Origin of the sequence: Myxococcus hansupus (assembly GCF_000280925.3) — a bacterium.
GTDB lineage: Bacteria > Myxococcota > Myxococcia > Myxococcales > Myxococcaceae > Myxococcus > Myxococcus hansupus.
On record NZ_CP012109.1, the window covers coordinates 77,023 to 100,326 of the forward strand.

24 protein-coding genes are annotated in these 23,304 nt (G+C 71.4%); 11 read left to right on the plus strand and 13 right to left on the minus strand.

The genetic code is table 11. The features are described 5' to 3' along the window. The first annotated feature begins 89 nt into the window (after nucleotides 1-89). From A176_RS00325 to A176_RS00345, 5 genes are all read left to right on the plus strand, one after another. The gene (locus tag A176_RS00325; protein WP_002637516.1) at nucleotides 90-458 is read left to right on the plus strand and encodes a hypothetical protein; all 369 of its coding nucleotides are present in this window, start codon (nucleotides 90-92) and stop codon (nucleotides 456-458) included. Nucleotides 459-510: 52 nt separating this feature from the next. Next, entirely contained in the window at nucleotides 511-1,335 is an 825-nt protein-coding gene (locus A176_RS00330; RefSeq protein ID WP_002637515.1) for a 2,3,4,5-tetrahydropyridine-2,6-dicarboxylate N-succinyltransferase, read from the plus strand. 63 nt (nucleotides 1,336-1,398) lie between these two features. Then, nucleotides 1,399-2,028 carry a cupin domain-containing protein gene (locus A176_RS00335; protein WP_044890560.1) on the plus strand — a complete coding sequence of 210 codons (630 nt, stop codon included), beginning with the start codon at nucleotides 1,399-1,401 and terminating at the stop codon, nucleotides 2,026-2,028. Nucleotides 2,029-2,052: 24 nt separating this feature from the next. Beyond that, nucleotides 2,053-3,141 carry a succinyl-diaminopimelate desuccinylase gene (dapE, locus tag A176_RS00340; protein ID WP_002637513.1) on the plus strand — a complete coding sequence of 363 codons (1,089 nt, stop codon included), beginning with the start codon at nucleotides 2,053-2,055 and terminating at the stop codon, nucleotides 3,139-3,141. 178 nt (nucleotides 3,142-3,319) lie between these two features. Further along, the gene (locus tag A176_RS00345; protein WP_002637512.1) at nucleotides 3,320-3,727 is read left to right on the plus strand and encodes a hypothetical protein; all 408 of its coding nucleotides are present in this window, start codon (nucleotides 3,320-3,322) and stop codon (nucleotides 3,725-3,727) included. Nucleotides 3,728-3,800: 73 nt separating this feature from the next. On the opposite strand, the gene A176_RS00350 is transcribed toward A176_RS00345, so the two are convergent. From A176_RS00350 to A176_RS00400, 13 genes are all read right to left on the minus strand, one after another. Then, nucleotides 3,801-5,345 (minus strand): hypothetical protein, encoded by a 1,545-nt coding sequence (locus A176_RS00350; protein WP_002637511.1) that lies wholly within the window; start codon nucleotides 5,343-5,345, stop codon nucleotides 3,801-3,803. 203 nt (nucleotides 5,346-5,548) lie between these two features. After that, complete coding sequence (locus tag A176_RS40980) at nucleotides 5,549-5,737, minus strand: hypothetical protein (protein ID WP_275472530.1); 189 nt, start codon at nucleotides 5,735-5,737, stop codon at nucleotides 5,549-5,551. Next, on the minus strand, nucleotides 5,734-6,840 hold the full coding sequence (locus A176_RS00355; RefSeq protein ID WP_275472531.1) for a hypothetical protein: 1,107 nt from the start codon (nucleotides 6,838-6,840) through the stop codon (nucleotides 5,734-5,736). Before A176_RS00355 ends, A176_RS40980 begins: the two co-directional genes overlap by 4 nt. Continuing rightward, complete coding sequence (locus A176_RS00360) at nucleotides 6,837-7,148, minus strand: 4a-hydroxytetrahydrobiopterin dehydratase (RefSeq protein ID WP_021781457.1); 312 nt, start codon at nucleotides 7,146-7,148, stop codon at nucleotides 6,837-6,839. The genes A176_RS00355 and A176_RS00360 overlap by 4 nt, the downstream gene beginning before the upstream one ends. Nucleotides 7,149-7,201: 53 nt before the next feature. Next, complete coding sequence (locus tag A176_RS00365) at nucleotides 7,202-8,551, minus strand: hypothetical protein (RefSeq protein ID WP_002637508.1); 1,350 nt, start codon at nucleotides 8,549-8,551, stop codon at nucleotides 7,202-7,204. Then, the gene (gene glpK, locus A176_RS00370) at nucleotides 8,551-10,041 is read right to left on the minus strand and encodes a glycerol kinase GlpK (RefSeq protein ID WP_002637507.1); all 1,491 of its coding nucleotides are present in this window, start codon (nucleotides 10,039-10,041) and stop codon (nucleotides 8,551-8,553) included. The genes A176_RS00365 and glpK overlap by 1 nt, the downstream gene beginning before the upstream one ends. Nucleotides 10,042-10,131: 90 nt before the next feature. Further along, a complete protein-coding gene (locus A176_RS37705) occupies nucleotides 10,132-10,350 on the minus strand; it encodes a hypothetical protein (protein ID WP_002637506.1) in 219 nt (72 codons plus the stop codon). A 169-nt stretch (nucleotides 10,351-10,519) separates the two neighbouring features. Continuing rightward, the gene (locus A176_RS00375; RefSeq protein WP_044890558.1) at nucleotides 10,520-12,157 is read right to left on the minus strand and encodes an NHL repeat-containing protein; all 1,638 of its coding nucleotides are present in this window, start codon (nucleotides 12,155-12,157) and stop codon (nucleotides 10,520-10,522) included. 174 nt (nucleotides 12,158-12,331) lie between these two features. Beyond that, nucleotides 12,332-13,207, minus strand: coding sequence for a toxin-antitoxin system YwqK family antitoxin (locus A176_RS00380; protein WP_226994129.1), 876 nt, complete (start codon nucleotides 13,205-13,207; stop codon nucleotides 12,332-12,334). A 249-nt stretch (nucleotides 13,208-13,456) separates the two neighbouring features. Beyond that, nucleotides 13,457-14,701, minus strand: a complete 1,245-nt coding sequence (locus A176_RS00385) for a lipocalin-like domain-containing protein (RefSeq protein ID WP_002637502.1) — start codon at nucleotides 14,699-14,701, stop codon at nucleotides 13,457-13,459. A gap of 4 nt (nucleotides 14,702-14,705) precedes the next feature. Further along, nucleotides 14,706-17,246, minus strand: coding sequence for an ABC transporter permease (locus A176_RS00390; protein ID WP_002637501.1), 2,541 nt, complete (start codon nucleotides 17,244-17,246; stop codon nucleotides 14,706-14,708). After that, nucleotides 17,243-17,965 (minus strand): ABC transporter ATP-binding protein, encoded by a 723-nt coding sequence (locus A176_RS00395; protein ID WP_002637500.1) that lies wholly within the window; start codon nucleotides 17,963-17,965, stop codon nucleotides 17,243-17,245. The genes A176_RS00390 and A176_RS00395 overlap by 4 nt, the downstream gene beginning before the upstream one ends. A 69-nt stretch (nucleotides 17,966-18,034) precedes the next feature. Then, nucleotides 18,035-18,844 carry an alpha/beta hydrolase gene (locus tag A176_RS00400; protein WP_002637499.1) on the minus strand — a complete coding sequence of 270 codons (810 nt, stop codon included), beginning with the start codon at nucleotides 18,842-18,844 and terminating at the stop codon, nucleotides 18,035-18,037. A gap of 75 nt (nucleotides 18,845-18,919) precedes the next feature. On the opposite strand from A176_RS00400, the gene A176_RS00405 reads away from it, so the two are divergent. The 6 genes from A176_RS00405 (at nucleotide 18,920) to A176_RS00430 (ending at nucleotide 23,300) form a co-directional block, all read left to right on the plus strand. After that, complete coding sequence (locus A176_RS00405; protein WP_044890557.1) at nucleotides 18,920-19,210, plus strand: DUF3467 domain-containing protein; 291 nt, start codon at nucleotides 18,920-18,922, stop codon at nucleotides 19,208-19,210. A gap of 92 nt (nucleotides 19,211-19,302) precedes the next feature. Beyond that, nucleotides 19,303-20,061: a hypothetical protein gene (locus A176_RS00410; RefSeq protein WP_002637497.1), complete on the plus strand. Its 759-nt coding sequence runs from the start codon at nucleotides 19,303-19,305 to the stop codon at nucleotides 20,059-20,061. An 82-nt stretch (nucleotides 20,062-20,143) separates the two neighbouring features. Next, nucleotides 20,144-21,049 (plus strand): oxygen-dependent coproporphyrinogen oxidase, encoded by a 906-nt coding sequence (gene hemF, locus A176_RS00415; protein WP_002637496.1) that lies wholly within the window; start codon nucleotides 20,144-20,146, stop codon nucleotides 21,047-21,049. Between the two features lie 7 nt (nucleotides 21,050-21,056). Then, nucleotides 21,057-21,545, plus strand: coding sequence for a hypothetical protein (locus tag A176_RS00420; protein ID WP_002637495.1), 489 nt, complete (start codon nucleotides 21,057-21,059; stop codon nucleotides 21,543-21,545). A 150-nt stretch (nucleotides 21,546-21,695) separates the two neighbouring features. Next, nucleotides 21,696-22,604 carry a hypothetical protein gene (locus A176_RS00425; protein ID WP_002637494.1) on the plus strand — a complete coding sequence of 303 codons (909 nt, stop codon included), beginning with the start codon at nucleotides 21,696-21,698 and terminating at the stop codon, nucleotides 22,602-22,604. A gap of 81 nt (nucleotides 22,605-22,685) precedes the next feature. Further along, nucleotides 22,686-23,300 carry an RNA polymerase sigma factor gene (locus A176_RS00430; protein ID WP_002637493.1) on the plus strand — a complete coding sequence of 205 codons (615 nt, stop codon included), beginning with the start codon at nucleotides 22,686-22,688 and terminating at the stop codon, nucleotides 23,298-23,300. Nucleotides 23,301-23,304 lie beyond the last annotated feature (4 nt).

The window sequence follows — 23,304 nt, forward strand, 5'->3', positions numbered from 1 at the left end:
GCGGGCGAGCAGGCGGGGGCCTCGGCCCGGGCGGGTGGCTCCCCGACAGGGCCCTGGGGGCACAGCTTGAGGACACAGGAGGTGTCCCCATGGCGTGGCCGGAAATCGCGTCGCCCTACGAGCGGCGCTCCCTCACCAGCGGACTGCGGGTGCGAGACGAGAGCGGGGCGATGCTGGGCTACGTGGCCCTCATCGGCCAGGAGCACCTCTACGCGCGGCGCTGGCCCTTCAGCCGGCATTGGACGGCGTACCCGCTGTCACGCGTCCGTCATGTTTCACGCGACACGGTGCTGCTGGAAGGCGAGATGCCGGGCCACGTGGTGGCGGCCGACAAGAGCGCACACGCGGAGATTCCCACCCAGACGCTCCCGCTGGCGGTGCTGGACGGGACGGAGCACGCGGACTCGGAGGCGAGGGTGGACGCCCCGCCCGTCGAGACGGAAACCGCGCCCCATTGAGCCCTCAACCAGGTGCGGCGCGGCGCGCGGTTTTGTGCTTCAAGGAGGCGCCATGGCCCCCATCGAAGAGCTTTCACAGAGGGTGTCCGCCGCGTTCGCGGACCGGACGTTGTTGAAGGACGCGGCCCACGTGGCCGCCGTGCGCGAGACGCTGGCGCGGCTGGACTCGGGCGAGCTTCGCGTGGCGGAGAAGGGCGCGGAGGGGTGGAAGGTCAACGCCTGGGTGAAGGAGGCCATCCTCCTGTTCTTCGCGGTGTCGGAGATGCAGGTGATGGAGGTGGGGCCCTTCGAGTTCTACGACAAGGTGCCGCTGAAGAAGGGCCTGGAGGCCGCCGGCGTGCGCGTGGTGCCCCCGGGCACGGTGCGTTACGGCGCCTTCGTGGAGAAGGGCGCGGTGGTGATGCCGGGCTACGTCAACATCGGCGCGCGCGTGGGCGCGGGCACCATGGTGGACACGTGGGCCACGGTGGGGAGCTGCGCCCAGGTGGGCAAGCACGTCCACCTGTCGGGCGGCGTGGGGCTCGGCGGCGTGCTGGAGCCGCCCTCCGCGTCCCCCGTCATCATCGAGGACGGCGCGTTCCTGGGCAGCCGCTCCATCGTCGTGGAGGGCGTGGTGGTGGAGGAGGAGGCCGTGCTGGGCGCCAACGTGGTGCTTACCGCCTCCACGCAAATCATCGACGTCACGGGCCCCGAGGAGCGCGTCTACAAGGGCCGCGTCCCCGCGCGCAGCGTGGTGATTCCGGGCATGCGTGAGAAGCAGTTCCCCGCCGGCAAGTACATGGTGCCGTGCGCGCTCATCATCGGTCAGCGGACGAAGTCCACGGACCAGAAGACGAGCCTGAATGCCGCGCTGCGCGACTTCGCGGTGGCGGTGTGAGCCGTTCGGAAATCCATCAGGTCACGCCCGCCGTAGAGAGTGTGTGAGGGACGGAACGTGACGATGGCGCACCACCTGGACGACCTCCTGCCCGAATGGGCCCTGGGGATGCTGGAGCAGCCCGCCCGCGACGCGGTCGAGCTGCACCTGGCGGAATGCGCCAGGTGCAGGGCGGCCGCGGACAGGCTGGTGACCACGCACGCGGCGCTGGCGTCGCTGGTGGTGCCCCCGCCGGAGCCGCTGGCGCGGTTGATGGACCAGATGGAGGGTCCCGGGCGGCTCGCCCGCTTCGCCGACACGGTGGCGGCGTTCTTCGACCTGTCGCGGGAGCGGACGCTGTCGCTGCTGGAGAGCGTGAGCGACCCGGCGATGTGGATGCCGGGGCCCGTGGAGGGCTCGGAGCTGATGCCGGTGGAGACGGGGCCCGCCCGCGAGGGGACGATGGCCGCCATCCTCCGGCTCCACCCGGGTGTGCGTTACCCCCGGCACACGCACCATGGCCGCGAATGGAACCTGGTGCTGGAGGGCGGCTTCCGCGAGGACGACGGACACGAGGTGTGGCCGGGTGAGTCGCTGGAGAAGACAGACGGCTCCGCCCATGGCTTCACGGCGTTGGTGGAGGGTCCGCCCTGCCTCTGCGCCTCCGTGCTGGAGGGCGTGACGAGCTTTGAGGAAGCGTTCGCGGAGTCCTGACACACAGCGCTATGGTGGAAGTGTATGGCTTCCATCGACCTCGCCGCGCGGTTGGCCCAGTTGACGCTCGAGTTGTGCCGCATCTCCAGCCCCATCACCCAGGAGGGGCCCATCGCCGACCACGTCGAGCGTTGGGCGCACCGGCACTTCCAACAGGACGAGGTCTTCCGGGTGGGCCACACGCTGCTGCTCGGGCGGCTAGAGGATCCGCGCCCCACGGTGGCCCTCATTGGCCACCTGGACACGGTGCCCGCGCACCCGAGCGACGCGGGCCGCGAGGCGCGCATCGAAGGTGACCGCGTCTTCGGCCTGGGCGCCTCGGACATGAAGGGCGGGCTGGCGGTGATGATGGCGCTGGCGGAGGACCTGCGCCGCGACACGCTGCCCGTCAACCTCGCCTTCCTCTTCTACGAGCGTGAGGAGGGCGCCTATGCGGAGAGCGGCCTCATCCCGCTGTTCGAGAAGCGCCCGGACCTGGCGAAGGTGCGTTTCGGCATCGCCATGGAGCCCACCGACAGCGTGGTGCAGGTGGGCTGCGTGGGCTCCATGCAGGTCACCGTCCGCTTCACCGGGCGCAGCGCGCACTCCGCGCGGCCGTGGCAGGGCGAGAATGCCATCCACAAGGCGGGTCCGTTCCTCACGGAGTTGCTCGGGCGTCAGCGCGTGGAGGTCAACGTCGCCGGCTTCCCGTTCTACGAGGTCATCAACGCGACGCTGGCCAAGGGCGGCCGCGCGCGCAACGTCATCCCCGAGGCCTTCGAGCTGAACCTCAACTACCGCTTCGCGCCGGGCAAGAGCATCGAGCAGGCGAAGGCGGATGTGCTCGCGCTCGTCGATGGCCGCGCGGAGGTGGAGTTCACGGACGCGTCGCCCAGCGGCCCGGTGGTGGCGGGCAATCCGCTGTTCCAGAAGTTGATGGCCCTTACCGGCCTGCCCGCGGCCTCGAAGCAGGCCTGGACGGACGTGGCGCGCTTCGGTGAGTGGGGCGTGGATGCCATCAACTACGGGCCCGGTGAGACGGCCCAAGCGCATCAGGCCAACGAGAGCGCGCCCATTCCTCCGCTCGCCGATGCGTACGAGAAGCTCGCGGCGTTTCTTCGCGGCGCGGTCTGACTCGGGCACGCGGTGATGCGTGAAGGGACCCTGCCCTGAAGGGCAGGGGTCGCCGCGCCTCCGCACGTCATTCGTCCGCTGTCGTTCATCTGCGTGCCTTCACCGCACACGTCATGGCGTGCATGGGCGTACCCTGCGCATGTATCGCCCGCAGTCTTCCCTTACCGGAGCCGACTGAATGACGAACGAGTCCGTCAATCCGCAGATGACCGACGATGTCTCCCTCTCCCCGGCCGACACGAGCACCCCGCCCACGCGGCGCCGCCGTGCGACCTCGAAGCGCAAGAGCGCGGGTGGCGCGCGCAAGGGCGCCCGCAAGACGACCGCGAAGCGCACCACCACCCGCAAGACGGCCGCGCGCGGGAAGACGGGCGCCCGGAAGTCCGCCACGCGCAAGTCGGCGTCCCGGACCACGACGGGCCGCGGCGCGCGTAAGGCCACCACGCGGAAGACGGGCACGGCGGGGCGGACGGCTCGCAAGACGGGTACCCGCGCCGCCGCCGCCAAGCGTGGCACCGCCGCCAAGCGCGGCACCACGCGCGCGACGGCTCGCAAGACGTCGACCCGGCGCACCACGCGCCGCTGAGCGCCGCATGCATGCGACGAGGGCCATGGGGTTCCAAGCCCCATGGCCCTTGCTGTTTCCGGGGCGTCGCGGCTCAGCGCTTCATCCGCAGCACGAAGACATCGCCGCGCGAGGAGCTCTGGCGGCCGGTGCCGAAGTCGGTCTCCCGGTCCGTGTGGCCGAAGAGGATGACGTCGCCGTCCGGCAGCAGCCCCAGGAAGGGGATGGCCTCCAGGCCATACAGCTCACCCCGGGGTTGAGGCGGGTCGGACAGGTACATCTGCGTGTGGAGCCAGTCGCCCGCCGCGTCGTAGCGCAGCGCCACGGGCTGCGCCGAGCCCATGCCGTCCTGCCCCGTGACGCCGTTCTCGATGCGGTTGTACGTGAAGCCCGCGAGCACCATGTCCCCGGCGGAGTCCAACACGAGCGAGTCCACCTGGAGCCCGTCACCCAGGCCCTTGGCCCACGTCTCCTCGCCCTCCGCCTTCGCGGAGACGACGAAGGGCGTCTCCCGGAAGGCGTGGCCCTGGACCTGCGTGTCACCCCAGCGCACGGCGCCGAGGAACGGGCCCGTGGCCACCACCGTGCCCGCGCCGTCCAGCCCCACGTCGCGCACGGTGCCCTGGGCCTGGCCCATGGCCTTGGTCCAGGTCAGCGCGCCCTGATTGAAGAGGGCGACGAAGGGGCTGCCCTCCTGCGCCGAGCCCACCTGCTGGCCGCCGAAGCGCACGGAGCCTTCGTAGCGGCCCCCCACGGCCATGCGTCCGGCGCCGTCCACCGCCAGGGAGGTGAGCTCCACGCGGCCGCCGGATTGGGGCTGGCCCACGGGCACGGCCGCCTCGGCCACGCCTTCACGTGAGTACGTCACCACCACCGCGCCGGAGCCCGACACCCCATTGCCGAAGTCGGTGCCACCCGGGGCGTTGAAGGCCACGAGCGTCCGCCCTTGTGGGTCCACGGCGAGGTCCGCCACCGCGAGGTCCGCGCCGCCCACGAGGTTCGCCCACAGGACGTTGCCGTCCGCGTCCATCCGGACGACGAAGGTGCCGTCCCCCAGCTTGTGGGTGAGGAAGTCCATGATGCCCTCGGCGGTGCCGGCGAGGACGATGCCGCCCGCCGGGTCCGCCGCGATGCGCCCCTTCACGAAGGCGCGCAGCTCCGGCGGCGCCTCCGCGGCCCTGACGTCGAAGAGCTTCTGCCAGCGCGTCTCCCCCGTGGGGGCGCGCCGCGTCAGCACCAGCTTCGCCCGGTCATCCGTGGGCTGGATGGCGCCCAGGTCGTCCAGGTCATGCAGGGACAGGGTGAGGATGTCGCCATTCGCATCCACCGCCGCGCCCAGCGCCAGGTCGTCCTGGGGTGTGCCCTCGCGTTGATACCAGACGGTGCTGCCAGGGCCCGAAGGTGGAGGCGGTGGCCGCGGTGGGGGTGGCGGGATGGAGGGAGATTCCCCGCCAGGAGGTGTCTCCCCGTCCGGTGTCTCCGGTGGTGGCGCGACACAGTCCCCGGAAGGGGTGTCCGTGCACGGCGCCTCCCCCGGAAGAGGGTCCGTGCTTCCACCGCCACAGCCCATCCACATCCCCGCCCCACCCAGCACCGCCGCACTCACGACGGTCCGGACCCAACGCCACCCTGGATGCATGAAGTCCCCCGCTCCGCCCAGGAGGGGAGGGTCGACATGCGCGTTTGTGTCAGCAACACCCACTGAGGCGTCTGCTTGCCTGGCCGCCCTGCTGCGCGGGGCCGCGGCGTGCGCAGTGGGGAACGTTGCCCCGGGAGGGAAGGGGCGTTGCCCTGTCATGCGCGCGAAGTGCCCTGAGTCGGCACCCGGCGCCCTTCATGGCGTCAGCGCCAGAAGCCCACGGACAGACCCACGTTGGTGTAGCGGCGCGCCAGGTCGAAGGAGGCCGTCACGGACCAGTCCTCCCAGTAGCGGAAGACGAACACCTCGAAGCCGCCGGTGACGTGGGGGCGGGCGGGTCGCTTGTCGAAAGGCGACGGCTCCGCGTACACGCCCGCGCGCAGGCGAATCATGCCCGGCACCGTGTCGTGCTCCAGGCCGAGGCGCGGCGCGAAGGAGGTGCCCTTGCCCACGATGGCCTCGTCGGCCGTGGACGCGAAGGTGCGCGCGGGCACCGCGTTGTCCACGCTGGAGATGAGGTCCACCTGGGCGCTGAGGAGCCACCGCCCGGCGGGCGCGTCCAGGGGGTCCTCGGGGGCACGGGCAGCGCGTCGCCTTCCACCAGCAGGTGCCGCCGCGCGGCGGGGGACAGCCGGTTGTAGCGCTCGGCGCCATCTCCGAAGCGCCAGCTCGCGCCCACCGACAGCACCGCCGGAGACACCACCGCGCCGAAGAGCGTGCGCCCCGCCAATTCGGGCACCTGGCCCGCTTCCCGCCGCCAGTCGCCCACCACCTCCGGCCGCACCGACACGCCCATGCGCCAGGGGCGTCCCTGGGGCCGGTAGAGGATGTCCACCGCCACGCCCGTGTCGCCGTAGCGCAGGTCGGTCCCGCCGGAGTCCAGCCGGAAGGAGGCCTGCGCCGAATAGATGCCCAGCGCGAGGATGAACTCGTCCTGGCCAAAGGACATGGCGCCCGCCAGCACCGACTGCGTCAACGACACGCGAATGCGCTCGCTGGGCCCGGCGCACGCGGCCGTGGCGCAGTAGGACACCACGCTGTTGCGCATGGCGAAGCCGATGCCGAAGCGCTTGTATTGCAGCAGCAGGCCGCCCAGGAGCTGCCGGCTGTCCTGCGACTCGTCCGGACGTCCGTCGTTGTCCACGTCGCGCTTGCGCGTGCCCGTGAAGGGGAGGTCCAGCCAGGACAGGGTGAAGCCCAAGTCCCAGTCCTTCTCCAGCGCGGGACCCCGGTGGGCCAGCGACGCGAGGTTGCTGGGGAGCCCCGCGGCGCCCTCGGCGATGCCCACGTACGCCCCGCCCATCGCCACCATGCGCGCCGAGCCCAGCAGCGCGCCAGGGTTGAGATACAGCCGTTCCGGGCGCGGCTCCGTGGGCGGTGGCGTCTCCTGCGCCCACGCCACCGGCGAGGCGCCCAACACCCACGCGCAACCGAGCGCCCTCCACCCCCCGCCACCGCGTCCAACGAGACGCGCCACCCAGCCGGAGGTCTTCACTGCGCGCGCGCGACCTCCACGAAGAGGCGGTCCGCCTCGGTGGCCAGGCCGGTGTCCCGGGCGGTGAGGCCCCCCGCGTCATGCGTGACGAGCGCCAGCGTCACCTTCCGCCACCGGATGTCGATGTCCGGGTGGTGGTCCGCCTTCTCCGCCGCCTGCGCCACTTTCTCCACGAAGGCGATGCCGGCCAGGAAACTGGGGGCCTCGTAGGTGCGGCGAATCATCCCGCCCTCGTGCTTCCATTCGGGGTGCTGGGACAGGAAGGACTGGAGCGCCTCGGGAGCGAGCACGGTGAGGTTGGGAGCCATGGGCGCCTTTCTACCCGCTTGCGCGCCCGAAGGAAGACACGCGTCGTCCTTCGTCACGGGGTGGACGGACGCGCGTACACTTTCACGCCATAGATGGAGTTCCAGCGCTCGGCATGGAAGTAGCGCCCCCCGACGCGAGGCGGCTGGTACCCGTTCTGTGAAGGCAGCAGCGCCAGCTCGAGCGTCCGCGCCCCCGCGTCCCACGAGGGCAGGGCGTAGCGGGCATCGACGCTCGTGGGGACAAACACCAGGGGGCTGCCGAAGCCCGGACGCAGGTTGGGGCCTTGCGCCTGGAAGAGGGCGTCCATCGACAGGACCCCTTCCAGGACGAGCCGGCCGCTCGCCGCCGAGTACCGGTGCAGCGTGAGCTGCTCGGGCACGCTGCCCGCGCGGGCCCAGAGCACGTCCTCCTCGTAGCCCACCGGCAAGCCGGGCACCTGGTGGCATGGCTCGTCCGAGACGGCCTCGGGCGCGCCTTCCGCACCGACCTGGTAGGGGCAGGCCTCGGTGACGAAGTCGCGTGTGGTGGCGTCCTCCGCGATTCGCACCACCAGAAACCGCTCGCCCGCGCGGATGAGCAGGGACGGCATGTCCCCGAAGGTCGCCAGCCGGGGGTAGGGCATCAGGGTGGCGCCCGTGAAGCGCAGCCCCGCCTCCTCCGTGTACGCGTAGCGGTGCAGATGGGTGTCATCCAGCAGGAGCAGTTCGTCCTCGGTCGCCAGCCGCGTGTGGGGCGCCGCCGCCGTGGGGGTGCCGATGACGGGGAAGGGGGCCGTGACGGGCGGAGGCAAGGGCCCGCTGCCCTCGTCGACGTAGCGGAGCACCCGTGAAGGCTCCGTCACCCACACCACGTTGCCCGCGACGACGGTGGGGGCGAAGTAATCGCCCAGCGGTTGGGGCGCCTGGTCCGGCTCGCGCAGCGCGTTGCTGCCGCACAGCCACGTGCCCGCCGTCGTTCGGTCCACGGAGCGGCACTCCACCACGGTGGAGAGCTCCACCACGGGGGCTTGTTGGCTGTGGTCCTCCACCACGTGGAGGGCGGACTGCCGGATGCTGCCCACCGGAGAGAAGGAGACGATGAGGTGATGTCGGCCCTTCATCTCCGGCGTGAAGCGCACCACCGCGGGGCCGCCTTTGCCTTGCAGCTCCGCGGTGGCGGGCACCCGGCGGTTGCGCGGGTCCCTCACCTCCACGGTGACGGTCTCCGGCGCGCCCTCCCGGGACGCCTCGCACTGGTTTGTGACGGGGTGGACCCGGAGCTCCAGCGGCTGGCCCACGCCGAACAGCGTGGTGTCGAAGAGCGCGCCGGGCTCGTGCGGAATGCACGGGCTCATGGGGCAGCCCACGCCCGTGCCCAGCGCGAGCAGCGCGGCCAGCAGCCGGAGTCCGGACCCGGGTGGCATCACGCGCGCTCCACGGCCCGCTTCCATTTGGCCAGGTGCCGCTCGCGGGCATCCGCCTTCATCTTCGGCTTGAAGGTCTTGTCCGCCTTCCACGCGCGGCGGATGGCGTCCGGGCTGTCCCAGATGCCGGCGCCCAGGCCGCCGAGGAAGGCCGCGCCCAGGCTCGTCGTCTCCAGGTTGCGCGGGCGCACCAGCGGCACGCCCAGCACGTCCGCCTGGAACTGCATGAGCAGGTTGTTGGCCGCGGCCCCGCCGTCCGCCTTGAACACGGGGATGTCCCGCCCGCTGTCGCGGCGCATGGCCTCCGCCAGGTCGTGAATCTGGAGCGCGATGCCCTCCAGTACCGCGCGCGCCATGTGGGCCACGGTGGTGGAGCGGTCGATGCCGGCGAACAGGCCGCGTGCCTCCGGACGCCAGTGCGGCGCGCCCAGTCCCGCCAGGGCGGGCACGAAGACGACGTCGCCAGAGCCCTGCACGCTGGCGGCCAGCGCCTCGATGTCCGGCGCGCGCTTGATGACCTTGAGCCCGTCACGCATCCACTGCACCGCGGCGCCAGCGATGAAGCTGCTGCCCTCCAGCGCGTAGGTGGTGGTGCCGGTGCCGCCCAGTCGCCACGCCACGGTGGTGAGCAGGCCCGCGGACGAGCGCACCGGCTCCGAGCCGGTGTTCATCAGCAGGAAGGCCCCGGTGCCATAGGTGCACTTGGATTCACCGGGCTCGAAGCAGGCCTGTCCGAAGAGGGCCGCTTGCTGGTCTCCCGCCATGCCCGCCACGGGGATGCCGTCCGGCAGGCTGCGCATGCCGCGCGTGGTGCCATACACCTCCGCGGAGCCGCGAATCTGCGGCAGGCACGCGTCCGGGACGGACAGCAGCGCGCGCATCTCGTCGCTCCACTGGAGCGTCTTCAAATCCATCAGCAGGGTGCGGCTGGCGTTGGACACGTCGGTGACGTGCGCCTTGCCGCCGGTGAGCTTGTAGACGAGCCACGTGTCGATGGTGCCGAAGCACACGTCGCCCTTCTCCGCCTTCTTCCGCGCGCCCTTCAGGTGGTCGAACATCCACGTGAGCTTGGTGCCGGAGAAGTACGGGTCCACCACCAGCCCCGTCACCTCGCGCACGCGCGGCTCCACGCCCTTCTCCTTGAGCCGGCGGCACTGCTCCGCGGTGCGGCGGTCCTGCCAGACGATGGCGTGGGACAGGGGCTTGCCGCTGTCGCGCATCCACAGACCCGTCGTCTCACGCTGGTTGGTGATGCCGATGGCGGCGATGTCCCGGCCGTGCAGGCCCGCGTCTTTCAACGCACGGGCGATACACCACTCGCTGCTGGCCCAGATTTCATCCAGGTCGTGCTCCACCCAGGAGGGCTTGGGAAAGTATTGGGTGAACTCCTTGTAGGAGCGGCCCACCACCTGCAGCTTCGTGTCGAGGATGGAAACGTGCGTTCCCGTGGTGCCCTGGTCCAGGGCCAGGACGTATTTCGCCTTCGGCATGGGGTGTTCCCTCCCTAGGGTGGATGCCAGCGGGAGGAGGCTACCCCATGCGAGGGGCCGGGCAGGCGAGCTTCCTGCCCGGCGGTGACGCTAGTAGCCGTATTGGCGTCGGTTCCCGAGCACCTTGCGAAGGCCGAACGCGGCCAGGCTGCCCAGGGCGATACGGGCCAGCGGGCTGCTGCCCGCCCGGCCGCGGCCATAACCCGAGCCATGGCGGCGGCGGCTCTGTCCCCACCTACCGCGGCCCCGGTTCCATCCACCGAAGCCCGACGCGCGACGATTGCCGAAGAGGTTGTCCAGTAGCGACATGGTGGCTCCTTCTGTCCGTCATCGTGTTGAAAGCCCCCGCTGGGGCAGGGACGCCCCGCGGACGCGGAGTGCCTTCAAGTTGACGCTTCCCGTCGCGCCGCACAGCCCCTGATGGGAGGGAGTGCCTCCCGCGCCCCTGGGAGGCACGGGAGGCAGGCAGGCGGTGCGGCTACTTGCCGCTGTAGATGCCGATGGCGCCCGGGCGGACGATGTTGCCCGCCGGGTCGCGCTGGGCGCTGAAGGCCACCAGCACCTTGCGCTCCTCCCCGCTGCCCACCGTCTGGATGTCCCAGATGGGCAGCCCGCCCCGTCCGCCCAGCGCGGGGTTGTGGCTGACGAACTCGCCCTCGCCGTGCATGCGCATCAGTCCCTTGCCCCAGCGGTGGCCAATCCAGAGGCTGCCGTCTCGCGGGTCCCGTTCGAGTGACGAGACGTGGCGGTCGCCCTCGCCCTCGAGGAGGTAACCCGTCACCACGCCCGCGTCGTTCATCTTCGCCAGGCCCCACGCGAAGCTGGACACCCAGACGGTGCCGTCCGGCATCAGCGCCAGGTCGCTCACCAGGTCGTCCTTGCGCTGCTCGTGGGTGGGGAACAGGGGCTCGGTCACGGCGTCCGGCCACAGGTCGATGCGGTTGGCGCGGTGCTTCCGCTCCTCGCTCTGCTTGCGCGCCGCCTCGAAGTTCCACGGGGCGCCAGTGCCCACGTGGCCCACGGCGTTGGTCATGATTTTGAACCGCGTGGTCCGGATGTGCGAGCCCAGCCACACATCGCCATCCGGCCGCACCGCCACGCCCCACACGTCCCCCGCGAGCCGGCTGTCCTCGCTGGTGGTGCTGTCGCCCATCGCGATGGCCGGGTGGACGTGTTCCATGACGCCGAACTTGCAGCGCTGGCGCGCCTCGACGCCCGCGTAGACCCACGCGTTGGCGGCGCGAATCTCCTCGCTGGAGCACGCCTCGCCGCCCTGGTAGTCGGGCTCGCCCCAGGCCAGGCCGTGGTTGGACGCGAACCACAGGCTGTTGCGCGCCTTGTCCCAGACGATGCGGTTCACCGTGCAGAGCTTCTCGCGGTGGCCATAGCCAGGCACCGAGTGCGCGGGCGAGTGGATGTCGTAGTGCACCACGCGCAGCGTGCCGTCCGCCTGCAGCTCCACGCGGTCCGCGTCACCGCTCTTGTAGATGGAGGGGTCCTTGACCACGCCCACGCCGGGCGCCTTGTAGAACTCACTCTCGCAGTTGGGCCGCCCCTCGTAGCCGACGAAGACGGTGCCCGCGGGGCCGCCCGTCACGGAGAGCACCTTGAGGTAGCGCGTCTCGGGCGCCGGGTCCTTGCCCTTCCATGGCGCCCACGGCTTCAGGCCATCCGCCATCGTGTAGCAGCGCAGGCTGGCGGCGCCCGGCGCGAGCAGGCACAGGCCGTCCTCGCCGCCCGCGACCCAGACGTTGCCGCCCTCGTCCTGGGTGACGCCCAGCACCTCGCGAGGGCCTCCCTCCGCCGTGCCCAGGAACCGCCAGCTCGCGCTGTCGGGAGGAATGGGGACGCCGCCCCCGGTGACGGGAGGGATGCCGGCGTCGGGGTCCACCGGCGGAGGCCCCGCGTCGGGCTCTTCTTCGCCCATGGGAGGCGGGTCGCCATCGTCGGGCGGCGGGGGATCCTCGGGCTGCGTGGGCGGGGGCGGCTCGGTACCCTCGTCGATGCCATCGTCCGCGGCGGGAGGCTGCTTGAGCGAGTCATCCCCCTCGCAGCCCAACAACAATGCCATCCCGAGCACGCCAGCCCACCACCTGCTTCGTCCGAGTCCGCTCATACCTGGGTCTGCCTCCGGTGTCTGTCTTTGGACGCGTTGCTTCGCGCCATGACTCCAGAGGCAAGCCGGGTGCCAGGGATGGGCAGGTGCGACGCGGGGCAGGGGCAGGGGAGGGCGGAAGGACCTGCGGGCGAGAAGGGTGTCGCGTGGCCCTTGCCTGAGAACGCGGACGCCTCAGTCCCGGGGACGGGCCGCGTGTCCGGTGGAGACACACGTCATCCCGCGCGCCCTCCGGATGGGCGCGGGTGCGTCTGTTTCCACATGGTGCGCCACGCAGCCGGGGCGAAGCCGCTCGAGCCGCCGCGCTTCTTGCAGGCCCAGGCCCGGGTTGCCGTCGAACCACACTTCGCGGAGGTGCTCGAAGCTGGCGAGGACGTCGAGGCCATCCGCGCCCACCCGGGTCTGCACCAGCCGCAGCTTCCGGACCGCGCCAATGTCGGTGCGCGTCTGGAGCGTGCGCAGCAGCTCCGCGTCGATGGCGGCCCCCAGCAGTTGGAACTCTTCGGTGGCGGGCATCGCGCTCAGCGTCTCGAGGTCCAGGAACCGCGCGTCCCGCAGCACCAGCTCCCGCAGGTGGCCGTCGTCCCGGGTGGTGAGACCATAGACGAGCTCGCCCCGTTGGCCCCGGCGTTGGATGCGTCCGTCGGAGAACCAGGACGTGTACTCACCTCCGTCCACGTACACCTTGGGCTGTCCCGTGACGTACCACCGCCGCTCGGAGATTTCGGTGGCGAAGCCGCCCGAGTATTCGATTTCAGAGGTGCAGTAGCCGTTGCGAGTGAATGCGTAGGCAATGCCGGTGAAGGGCTTGCCTTGGAAGAGCCGGGGGCCATAGTCCTCCGGCAGCTCCAGCGCGGCGCTGTCCACGCGCTGCCCTTCTTCCGGGAGCGAGAGCCAGTCCGAGGAGGGGCCCGCGACGACGCCTTCGAGGATGGCCACCGCCGCGTTCAGCGTGCCGTCGAGCGCCGTGTGGTACGCCACGCCGGAGAAGGGGTTCTTTCCGTGGTGGAGCCTGCCGTCCTCCCCTTGAACCAGAAAACCTGCTCGCATCCGATGCACGGTCCGCTCCCTTTCCCACCGGCCATGTGCCAGTGATGGCCCTGACGTGCTTCGTGCCATCAGCGAGGATTCCAGGGCAAACCCGGCAGGTGGCGGAGCGTTGGCCGTGGCCGTCTCGTGCGTCGTGCTGTCTGGAGTTGGCGCGGGTGCTGCCCTGGGGTCGCAAGCGACAGCCACGTGCTTGTCATTGCGCGTCGCACCGTCGCACGGCGCGCGGCCCGTGGTTTGCGCCAGGGTGCGCTACGGCCGCGCTTGGGTGGCGGCTGCGTCCGGTGTGCCGCGCGCCTGCGACTCCCGGCGCCGGGGCCCCTGCGTGTCCGCGTAGCCCGTCAGCTCCACGTACCCGCGCCCCGTGATGGGCTGGCCCTGACGCGAGCCCTCCAGGCCCACGGTGCCCTCCCAATAGAGGACGGTGACGGCGAGCTCCTGGTCGGCCAGTCGCGGTTTCACGGTGAGGTCCAACCCCAGCTTCTCCACCTGCATGCGCCAGCGTGACGGGTACTCACCGCCGCTGCGCGGGCTCGGCCACGTGTCCAGCACGGTGAGGCGCATGTCCTCGCGGCGCAGGTGGACGGGCTCCCCCGTGCCTTCGGGCGGCACCCACAGGCCGGAGCTGAATGCGTCCGGCGTGCCGTCCTGGTGACGGAGTTGGTAGTACATCAGCTCGCTGCCGTCGGAGAGCTGGAGCGAGAACCAGTCCCAGCCCACCTGGTCCGCGCCGAGCGCGCTGGTGCTCCACTCGCGGTCCATCCAACTGTTGCCCTTCACCGTGTACGTCTTCTCGCCCACCCGCACCGTGCCGCGCGAGGGCATGCGCGTCATCGAGTAGTAGTAGGACGCGTTGCCACGCTCCGCGCTCTTCTGGCTCAAGCCGCGCTCACCGTGGAGCACCGGCGTCTTGCCCGCTTCCAGCAGCAGCTCCAACGCCACGTCATCGGTCTGCGCGCGCAGCCGCAGGGGCCACGTGGAGGATGCGTCCACGCTGGCCGTCTCCCAGTCCTCCAGCCACACCTTGAAGGGCTGCGTGGTGGCGCCGGACAGGCCCAGCGCCACGCGGCTGAACCGCTCCGAGGCATGGAAGGTGCCACCCGCCACGTCCGTCACGGTGAAGTGGCCCATGTACACCTGCCGCGCGCCCCAGGCGGAGTCCCGGGGTGCGGCGCTCTCGGGCGCCAGCGCGTTGCGGAACAAGGTGAACTGGTAGCCGAAGGCGCGCCCGTCCTCCGTCTCTAGATTTCCCGTCCAGTACCACCACTCCGTGCGGAACTCCGGGTGCGGCCCGTGGTCCTCGGGGAAGTGGAAGTCGCGGGGCTCCACCGCGCGCGCGTAGCCCTCCGTGCTGCCGCTCATGGCGTTGGCCACCGTGAGCGTGCCGCCCTGGCGCAGCGCGGGCAGGGGGCGCTCGCGGGTGACGAAGGCCACCGCGGCGGACAGTCCCACCAGCACCACCGCCGTTCCGATGAGGAGTCCTCGGCCGTTGCTCATGGCTTCATTCCTCTCGCAGCGCCAGCGCGGCGTTCGCGCGCGCCATCTTCCAGGCGGGGTACAGGCCGGCGAGCGCGGAGGCCACCAGCGCCAGCACCACGGCCTGCACCATCGTCTGCGGCGTGAGCGCGAGCTGGAGCGTCCACCCGAAGGAGCGTTGGTTGATGACGTGCACCAGGACGTAGGCCAGCCCCACGCCCAGCGGCACCGAGAACAGCCCCGCGAGCAGTCCCAGCAATCCCGTCTGGAGCGACACCAGCCCCCAGAGCTGCTCCGGCGTCAGGCCCGTGGCGCGCAGCACGGCGAACTCGCGCGCGCGCTCCAGTTGCAACGCCATCAACGCGCTCAGCACGCCGACGAAGGCGACGCCGATGGCGAGCAGCCGCAGCACCTGCGTAATCGTGAAGGTGCGGTCGAACACGTCCAGCGAGGCCTGTCGCAGCGAGCGATTGGCGCGCACCAGCAGCGCCTGCGTGTCACCGGTCCGCTCGCGCACGGAGGCCACCAGCGCGTCCACGTCCTGGCCGGGCGCGGCGTACAGCGCCACGCCGCTGATACCCCGGTCGTCGAACCAGTGCTCGTACGTGGTGCGAGGCAGCAGCAGCGTGCCCACGTCCGAGCCGTAATCGAAGTACACGCCCAGCACGCGGAAGTCGCGAGGTCCCTGGTCCGTGGCCAGCCGCACCGAGTCCCCCACGCCGACACCCCGGTGGAAGCTGAAGGGCTCCGAGACGAGGATCGTGTCGGGCGAGGACTCCAGCTCGCGCCACGCCGTCTCCGCATCTCCGTGTTTGAAGGTGTAGGGCCGCACGGGTGTGCGCGAGAAGTCGACGGCCATCAGGTCCGTGGGCACGCCGTCCACGCGCACGTTCGCCACGCGCAGGGTGCTGCTGCCGATGACGCCCGGCGTGTCGCGCAGCGTGTCGGCCAGTCCCGGCAGCATCGTGGCGCCGCCGCGCCGGGCCACCAGGGACGGGGGCGAGATGAACACGTCCGCCTGGAGCGACGTGTCCAGCCACGACACCACCGTGCCCCGGAAGCTGGACACCATGAGGCCCACGCCCACCGTGGTGGCCACCGCCACCATCAGCGCCGCCAGGGCCACGGCGGTGCGGCTCAGGCTGGTGTGTACGCCGCGCGCGGCCATGCGGCCCAGCAGTCCAAACGCCGCGCCCAACGGCTGGGCCGCCAGGGCGCACAGGAACTGGGTGGTCCACGGCACCAGCAGCGCCGCGCCCAGCAGCACGGAGAAGAGGCCGCCGTAGGCGGGCAGCAGGGACGGGGTGTTCCAGCTCAGCAGCCCGGTGCCCGCCGCCAGCACCAGCAGGCCGCACACGGCCAGTCGCGGGGCCCGGCCGCGCGACACGTCCTCCAGCGTGGACCTGCGCATGGTCGTCACCGGCGGCGAGCGCGCCGCCTCCCACGCGGGGACCAGCGCCGCCAGCAGCGTCGCGCCCAGGCCCAACGCCAGCCCCTTGGCCAGCGTGAAGGGCTCCAGCGCCAGCCGTCGCACGCTCACCACGAAGTACAAGTCATTCAGCGTCTGGGTGACCAACTCCACCAGCCCACGCGCCAGCAGCACGCCCAGGAGCAGCCCCAGCGCCGTGCCCACCGCGCCCAGCACGGCGGCCTCGCCCAGCACCAGCCCGAAGAGCTCGCGCCGGGTGATGCCCAGCGCGCGCAGACGGCCGAGCAGCCCGCGCCGCTGCACCACGGAGAACGTCATCGTGTTGTAGATGAGGAACATCCCCACCACGAGCGCCAGCAGCGACAGCGCGGTGAGGTTGGTGCGGAAGGCCCGCGTCATCTGCTCCACCGTGCCTGCCCGCGCGGCGGCGCGCACCAGCTCCAGGCCCTGCGGCAGCGTGGCCGCCACCGCGCGCTCCTGCGCCTCGCCTCCCGTGAGCCGCAGGTCCACGCGCGTCAGCCGGCCCGTCTGGCCCAGCAGCTCCTGCGCGGTGGCCACGTCCATGAGCGCCAGCGCCTCCAGCGCTCGCGCGGTGTCTTCGTCCGCGGGCTCCAGCAGCCCCACCACGCGCAGCGGCTTCTCCAGTCCCTCCAGGCGCACCGGCAACGTGTCGCCCGTCGTCAGGCCCAGGGCGCGCGCGGCCCGGGCGCTCAACATCACCGCGCCCGGCTCGGTGAGCAGCGTGCCGACGTTGCCCACGGCCTCGCCCCGGGCGTAGTCGCGGAACGGCCCTTCCACGAAGGGGTCCACGCCCAGCACCGTGAGCGTGCGCTTGTCGCCCACCGCCGCCTGGACATGGCCCTCCACCACGGGCGCGGCCACCGGCGCTCCGGGGCGCACGCGCAAATCCCGGTACACCGCCTCCGGCACGCCCGTGGCGCCGCCCACGAGCTGATGCGTGGCGCGACCGGCCACGGCGTCCGTGGAGCGCTCGAAGGCGCGCAGGGCGCTGCCGCTGGCCAGGTCGATGGACACCACCACCGCCACGCCCAGCGCGATGCCCAGCAGCGACAGGCCGGTGAGCCACGGGTGACGGCCCAGGTGCCGAATGCTGGAGCGGACCAGCAGCCCCTTCACAGCGCCTCCTTGCGCGCGGGCGCCTGGGGCACCTCCACCAACCGGCCCCCTTCCATGGTCAGCACGCGGTGCGCGCGGGCCACGAGTCCGGGTTCATGCGTGACGACGAGCGCGCAGGTGTTGCCCTTGCGGGTCAGCGCCTCCAGCAGGTCCAACACCTGCTTCCCCGTCGCTTCGTCGAGGTTGCCGGTGGGCTCGTCCGCCAGCAGCAGCGGCGGCTCGTGGGCCAGCGCGCGGGCCACGGCGACGCGTTGCTGTTCGCCGCCGGAGAGCCGGTCCGGGAAGCTGTTCGCGCGGTTGCCCAGGCCCACCTGGTCCAGCAGCGTGCGAGCCCGAGCGCTGGCCTCCGCGCCGCCGTGTCCGTTGAGCTCCAGCGGCAGCCGGACGTTCTCCTCCACCGTCAGCGTGGGGAGCAGGTTGAAGGCCTGGAAGATGAAGCCGACGCGCTGACGCCGCAGCAGCGTGCGTTCGCGCTCGTTCAGCCGGCCCAGGTCGCGCCCGTCCACGCGGACCTCGCCCTGGCTGGGCAGGTCGATGCCGCTGATGAGATTGAGCAGCGTGGACTTGCCCGAGCCGCTGCGCCCCAGCAGCACCACGAACTCACCCCGGTGCAGGGAGAGCCGGACGCCGGAGAGGACCTCGCGCACGGTGTCGCCTTCGGCGTAGGCCTTGGTGACATCGCGCAGTTCGACCAGGGGGATGGAGTCGGGCGGAGGCATGGGTGCTCCTCCATACACGGCTGGCCCGCGCGCCGCCGCTCCCTCCGCCGGTGCATGGCCGCACCCCGCTCAGGCACCAGCAGCCGGTGAGGGGGCCTCCCAGTAGCAGGCGTGTTGCTGTTGCTGCGTCAGGAAGTCACCCACTTCCACCGCCAGCAGCGGCCCCGCCGTGTCGCGAGGGATGACGTGGAAGCCCTGGCGCAGCGACAGCACCCGCACCGACGGGGCCGAGGTGAGCCTGCGTGCGAGCCACCGTCCGCCCTCCGGGTCCACCACGTGGTCCTGCTCCGCCACCGCGACCAGGGTGGGGCAACGCACGCGCGCGGCGTCCGGAATCGCCAGCGTCTGAAGCGTGCAGAGGTCGCGCAGCCGGGCCACCGGGAAGGCCGGCAGCACGGGCGCCTCCGCCAGGGCCTCCGGGTCCGAGATGTCGGTGCCCGTCTTCGCCACCCAGGGGTGCGTCCACTCCAGCACCGGGGTGCGCGCGAGCTGCCGGATGAGGAACATGCGCGGCCCGCGGAAGCGCACCGCGGGCGCCACCAGCGTCAGCGCGCGCACGGCCTCCGGGTTTCTCGCGGCCAGCCCCAGGGCCAGCAGCGCGCCCATGGACAGCCCCGCCACGAAGACGCCTCGGCCCCTGTTCAGCGCGTGGAGGGCCCGCTCCGCCGCCGCCTGCCAATCGCGCCAGGTGACATGGAGCAGGGCTTGGGGCGTGGTGCCGTGGCCTGGCAGGCGGGGGGCCACCACGCGCAGGCCCCGGGCGGCCAGGGCCTCGCCCAGCGGGCGCACATCCCAGGGGCTCCCGGTGAAGCCATGGAGGAGCAGGCACACATCCTCGCCCCGGCCCAGCTCGAAAGGGGCCGTCTTCTCGGGGTCCATGGTGCTGGTTTCCGCGGTCGGGCTCACGCCGTGACACTGGCCACGCGCGAGCGCAGGCGCTATGCCCCCTGCCTCATGGCGGACACTCCGAAGCCCCCGGACATGCAGTTGCAAATCCAGATGGATGACGACGTGGCCAATGGTCAGTACGTCAACATGGCCTTGGTGAACCACTCGGACACCGAGTTCACCCTGGACTTCATCTACGTCCAGCCCCAGCAGCCCAAGGCCCGGGTGCGCTCGCGCATCATCACCAACCCCAAGCACATGAAGCGCCTGGTGGCGGCGATGCAGGACAACATCCAGCGCTACGAGGCGAAGTTCGGCACCATCTCCGTCCCCGAGGAGGACGGCGGGATGCACTGAGCGCTGTTCCGGGACCTGGGGAAACCCGCACGTGGTGTGTTTCTCCGGGCGGTTCGCTGGCCTTCGGGACCGGTGGCGCGCAGACTTGCCGCATGGTGCTGAGATTCGTCATCCCGTTGCTCGTCGCGCTCTACGCCTCGTCCGCCGCCGCCCAGTGCCTGGGGGACGGCGTGCAGCTCTTCCCCACACCGGGCGCCATCATCCCCACCAACGCCCGTTTCCTGCTGGAAGGCGTGGGGACCGCGCGCCCGCAGGTGGCCGCCCTCGTGGGCAAGAAGCTGCGGCTGGTGGCGGACAACCACATCGTGGAGGTGGTGGCGCAGCGGGGGTGGGAGAGCAGCCTGGGCCGCGTCACCATCATCCTCAAGCCCGCGGGCGCGATGGAGGCGGACAAGCGCTACACGCTGCGCGTGGATGAGGTGCTGCCCAACGTGGCGCTCCTCAATGGCCGCAACATGGCGCTGCCCGAGTGGCGCACGGGGAAGGGGCCGGACAAGCAGGCCCCGCGCTGGCTCAAGCGCCCGGCTGTCTCCGAGGGCTTCCTGCGCCGCACCGCCCAGGGCACCGCGCGCTTCGTCCGGCTCAACCTGTCGCTGAAGGAGGACAGCCCGGCGTACCTGGTGGTGAAGCTGGAGCCGCGCCGCCCGGGCCCCAGCGTGCAGCACTACGTGGTGCCGGTGAGCAACAACACCGCCTTCATCGGCCACGAGGCGTGCAGCGGCACCTTCGCCATGGAGGATGGCCGCAGCTACCGGGCGCGCATCCAGGCCTTCGACGTGGCGGGGCAGATGGCGCCGGCTGTTCCGCCGGTGGACTTCGAGGCCCCTGACGAATACTCGATGCAGCCGTAGGGCGCGCGAGCCCTCCCCGGAGCCGGGAAGTTGGTGTAGGCCCTGCGGAGGGCGCCGCGGGCGCCGAGCCTTGGGAGCGTGAATGAAGACAGTGGACGTGGAGAGTCTCAAGGAGCGGATGGAGGCCTTCACCCGGTCGCTGCAGGACGACATCTGCGCGGCCCTGGAGCGGCTGGACGGCACGGCGCGCTTTCGTGAGGACGCCTGGATTCGCCCTGGCGGCGGCGGCGGGCGCACCCGGGTGTTGGAGGAGGGCGCCGTGCTGGAGAAGGCCGGCGTCAACACGTCGGTGGTGTTCGGCGAGCTGGAGGAGCAGTTCGCGCAGCGGCTCCAGGGCGAGGGCCGCCGCTTCTGGGCCGGTGGCATCTCCCTGGTGCTGCACCCGCGCAACCCGCACGTGCCCACCGTGCACGCCAACTACCGCTTCATCCATCAGGGCGGGAAGGCCTGGTTCGGCGGCGGCGCGGACCTGACGCCGTACTACCTCTACGACGAGGACGCGACGCACTTCCATCGCGTGCACAAGGCCGCCTGCGACAAGCACGACGCGGACTACTACCCGCGCTTCAAGGCCGCGTGTGACGGGTACTTCCACCTGCGCCACCGCGAGGAGACGCGCGGCGTGGGCGGCGTCTTCTTCGAGAACATGGGCGGGGAGCTGGAGAAGGAGTTCGCCTTCATCCAGGACTGCGGCCGGGCCTTCCTGGACGCGTACCTGCCCATCGCGGAGCGGCGCAAGGACACGCCGGTGACCCAGGCGCAGCGCTTCTGGCAGGAGGTGCGGCGCGGGCGCTACGTGGAGTTCAACCTCGTCTACGACCGGGGCACCGTCTTCGGCCTGGAGACGCGCGGGCGCACCGAGTCCATCCTCATGTCGCTGCCGCCGCAGGTCCGCTGGCGCTACGACCACCACCCCGAGCCCGGCACGCCCGAGGCCCGGCTGGTGGAGGTGCTGCGTCAGCCGCGCGACTGGGCGCGGGGAGGCTGAGCGCGCCATGGCCTGGGACTCACTACCGGTTCGAAAGCCGGCCCATCCGTTCCTCATCCTCGTCGCGATCGGGGCGCTGGGGTACTCCTTGTACGCGGCGAGGAACTCGGGAGGGCGCCGCGCCGCGGGGGAGGCCCCGCCCAGTGACGCCGAGGCCCGCGTCAACGTGCTCGCCTTGTGCGACGCCGTGCAGTCCTACCGCGATGAACACGGCGTCTACGTCAGCGCGGGGCCCTCGCCGAAGGAGATTCCCCGCGGCGGCCAGGGCGTGCCCTTTCCGGAGTCGGAGGCCTTCCATCGCATCGGTTTCGAGCCCGACGGAAAGGTCCGCTTCCAGTATCAGGTGATGGTGCAGGAGAGCCCTGTCGGAGAGCCGGAGGTGTCCTGCATCGCGCGGGGCGACCTCGACGGCGACGGCCAGAACTCCGTGTACCGCGTCCGTCTGGATGCGAACGGAATGACGACGCCCATCGAGGTGGAGCGCGAGGGCGAATAGCCCCGGCCGCAACCCGGCGCGTCGTCTCGTCGACAATGGAGGGACCGGGCAACCCGCGTCCGTCACGTGCGTCCACCGCGGGCGGACGCGGCGCGCGGTAAGCTCGGTGGCAACCAGGCCGGGACCCGCAGTCAGAGCGAGGCATTGCCCATGTCCTCCATCCGCATCCCCACCGTGATTGACCGCCTCCCGCGCACGCCGGACGTGGGGGGCCCGAAGGTGCCCAAGGTGCCGGGCGGGAAGGACCCCCAGGGCCTGGGGCTCGACCCTCGCTTCCTGGAGGTGTCCGACGACTTCCGCACCCAGTCGCCGCCCACGCCGCACCCGTCCGTGGGCGGCCAGGAGCGCCCGCCGTTGAAGCCGGTGGCGGACCTGGTGCCACCTCGCTTGCAGGACACGCCGGGCCAGGAGGCGCTGGGCCACCGCTTCGCGTCGGACGCGGCGCTGCTGGCCTCGCACCTCACGCCTTCGCAGCTTCCGGGCTCGGAGCGAGCCACGCGGCTGTGGGCCTTCTATGCGGCCTATGCCACGGCGGCCGCCCAGCACCCGCCGGAGCCCGAGGCCCGAGAGGCCTTCCGCGAGGCGTTGGAGGGGCAGGGCTTCGCCGAGCTGCGAGACGCGCACACCGGCGAGGACGGCGTGACGCGAGGCCTGTGGGTGATGGAGGCCCGCACGCCCGAGGAAGCGCGGACGCGCGCCGCCGCCGTGCAGCTCGAGCCCCCTCCCGAGGTCCGTCACTCCGAGGAAGCGGCGGCCCGGCCCGCCTCCGAGCCGTTGCTGGCCCAAGCTTCCCACGCCCGGCCCCCGGCCACGCTGCAGGCCCCGGTGATGCCCGCGATGCGCCCGCACGAGGAGGCACCGGTGCCGGAGGACGCCCGGAACTCCCGAGGGCGGCGCGGCCGTCTGGGGCCGGCGATGCTCTGGAACGTGCTGCACCGCTTCCGCTCGGAGCCCGAGGACGGGGCGGTGGCGGATGGGCAGTGGGACCGGGTGACGTTCGGCGCCTTGCTGGCCTTGCTGGCCATCGCACTGGCGGTGGCGGCGCTCGTCAGTCTCTAGGGCGGTCCGCCCGGCGGCGGCGCCGTCGCCCGTGCGAATCTCCTTGGATTGCACCCGCTTGTGCTAGGTTGCCGCACCTACTTGGCAACCGACGACCTCACTCTCGTCAAGCGCGTCCGGACCGGCGACCAGCGCGCTTTCAAACTCCTCGTCGAGCGTTACCAGCGCAAGGTGTACGCCGTTGCCCTGGGCATGCTGAAGGACAAGGAGGAAGCGATGGACGTCTCCCAGGAGGCGTTCGTCAAGGTCTACAAGTACCTGGACCACTTCAAGGGCGACTCGTCCTTCTACACCTGGCTCTACCGCATCACCGTCAATATCTGCATCGACGTGATTCGCAAGCGCGGCGGTGGCGGCGAAGTCGTCGAGTTCGACGAGAGCCAGGCCATGGACCTGTCCGAGGCGCGCATTGGCGCGCTGGGCAGCCGTCTGGGGACCAACCCCCAGAAGAGCGCCCTGCGCCGCGAGCTGGCGGAGAAGATCCAGGAGGCCCTGTCCACGGTGCCGGAAAAGCACCGGGCCATCCTCCTGCTGCGGGAAATCGAGGGCATGTCGTACGACGACCTCGCTCGCACCCTGGACATCCCCAAGGGCACGGTGATGAGCCGCCTGTTCCATGCCCGGGCCAAGGTTCAGAAAATCCTCAGTGAATACCTGGAGTTGGACGAAGCGAAAAGCGGCGTGGGCAGTGAGTGAGCGT

Bases quoted from the DNA above. Each gene is read 5' to 3' on its own strand.
- A176_RS00325 (WP_002637516.1), top strand. From the start codon at position 90: ATGGCGTGGCCGGAAATCGCGTCGCCCTACGAGCGGCGCTCCCTCACC.
- A176_RS00330 (WP_002637515.1), top strand. From the start codon at position 511: ATGGCCCCCATCGAAGAGCTTTCACAGAGGGTGTCCGCCGCGTTCGCG.
- A176_RS00335 (WP_044890560.1), top strand. From the start codon at position 1,399: ATGGCGCACCACCTGGACGACCTCCTGCCCGAATGGGCCCTGGGGATG.
- dapE (WP_002637513.1), top strand. From the start codon at position 2,053: ATGGCTTCCATCGACCTCGCCGCGCGGTTGGCCCAGTTGACGCTCGAG.
- A176_RS00345 (WP_002637512.1), top strand. From the start codon at position 3,320: ATGACGAACGAGTCCGTCAATCCGCAGATGACCGACGATGTCTCCCTC.
- A176_RS00350 (WP_002637511.1), bottom strand. From the start codon at position 5,345: ATGCATCCAGGGTGGCGTTGGGTCCGGACCGTCGTGAGTGCGGCGGTG.
- A176_RS40980 (WP_275472530.1), bottom strand. From the start codon at position 5,737: ATGATTCGCCTGCGCGCGGGCGTGTACGCGGAGCCGTCGCCTTTCGAC.
- A176_RS00360 (WP_021781457.1), bottom strand. From the start codon at position 7,148: ATGGCTCCCAACCTCACCGTGCTCGCTCCCGAGGCGCTCCAGTCCTTC.
- A176_RS00365 (WP_002637508.1), bottom strand. From the start codon at position 8,551: ATGCCACCCGGGTCCGGACTCCGGCTGCTGGCCGCGCTGCTCGCGCTG.
- glpK (WP_002637507.1), bottom strand. From the start codon at position 10,041: ATGCCGAAGGCGAAATACGTCCTGGCCCTGGACCAGGGCACCACGGGA.
- A176_RS37705 (WP_002637506.1), bottom strand. From the start codon at position 10,350: ATGTCGCTACTGGACAACCTCTTCGGCAATCGTCGCGCGTCGGGCTTC.
- A176_RS00375 (WP_044890558.1), bottom strand. From the start codon at position 12,157: ATGAGCGGACTCGGACGAAGCAGGTGGTGGGCTGGCGTGCTCGGGATG.
- A176_RS00380 (WP_226994129.1), bottom strand. From the start codon at position 13,207: ATGCGAGCAGGTTTTCTGGTTCAAGGGGAGGACGGCAGGCTCCACCAC.
- A176_RS00385 (WP_002637502.1), bottom strand. From the start codon at position 14,701: ATGAGCAACGGCCGAGGACTCCTCATCGGAACGGCGGTGGTGCTGGTG.
- A176_RS00395 (WP_002637500.1), bottom strand. From the start codon at position 17,965: ATGCCTCCGCCCGACTCCATCCCCCTGGTCGAACTGCGCGATGTCACC.
- A176_RS00400 (WP_002637499.1), bottom strand. From the start codon at position 18,844: ATGGACCCCGAGAAGACGGCCCCTTTCGAGCTGGGCCGGGGCGAGGAT.
- A176_RS00405 (WP_044890557.1), top strand. From the start codon at position 18,920: ATGGCGGACACTCCGAAGCCCCCGGACATGCAGTTGCAAATCCAGATG.
- A176_RS00410 (WP_002637497.1), top strand. From the start codon at position 19,303: ATGGTGCTGAGATTCGTCATCCCGTTGCTCGTCGCGCTCTACGCCTCG.
- hemF (WP_002637496.1), top strand. From the start codon at position 20,144: ATGAAGACAGTGGACGTGGAGAGTCTCAAGGAGCGGATGGAGGCCTTC.
- A176_RS00420 (WP_002637495.1), top strand. From the start codon at position 21,057: ATGGCCTGGGACTCACTACCGGTTCGAAAGCCGGCCCATCCGTTCCTC.
- A176_RS00425 (WP_002637494.1), top strand. From the start codon at position 21,696: ATGTCCTCCATCCGCATCCCCACCGTGATTGACCGCCTCCCGCGCACG.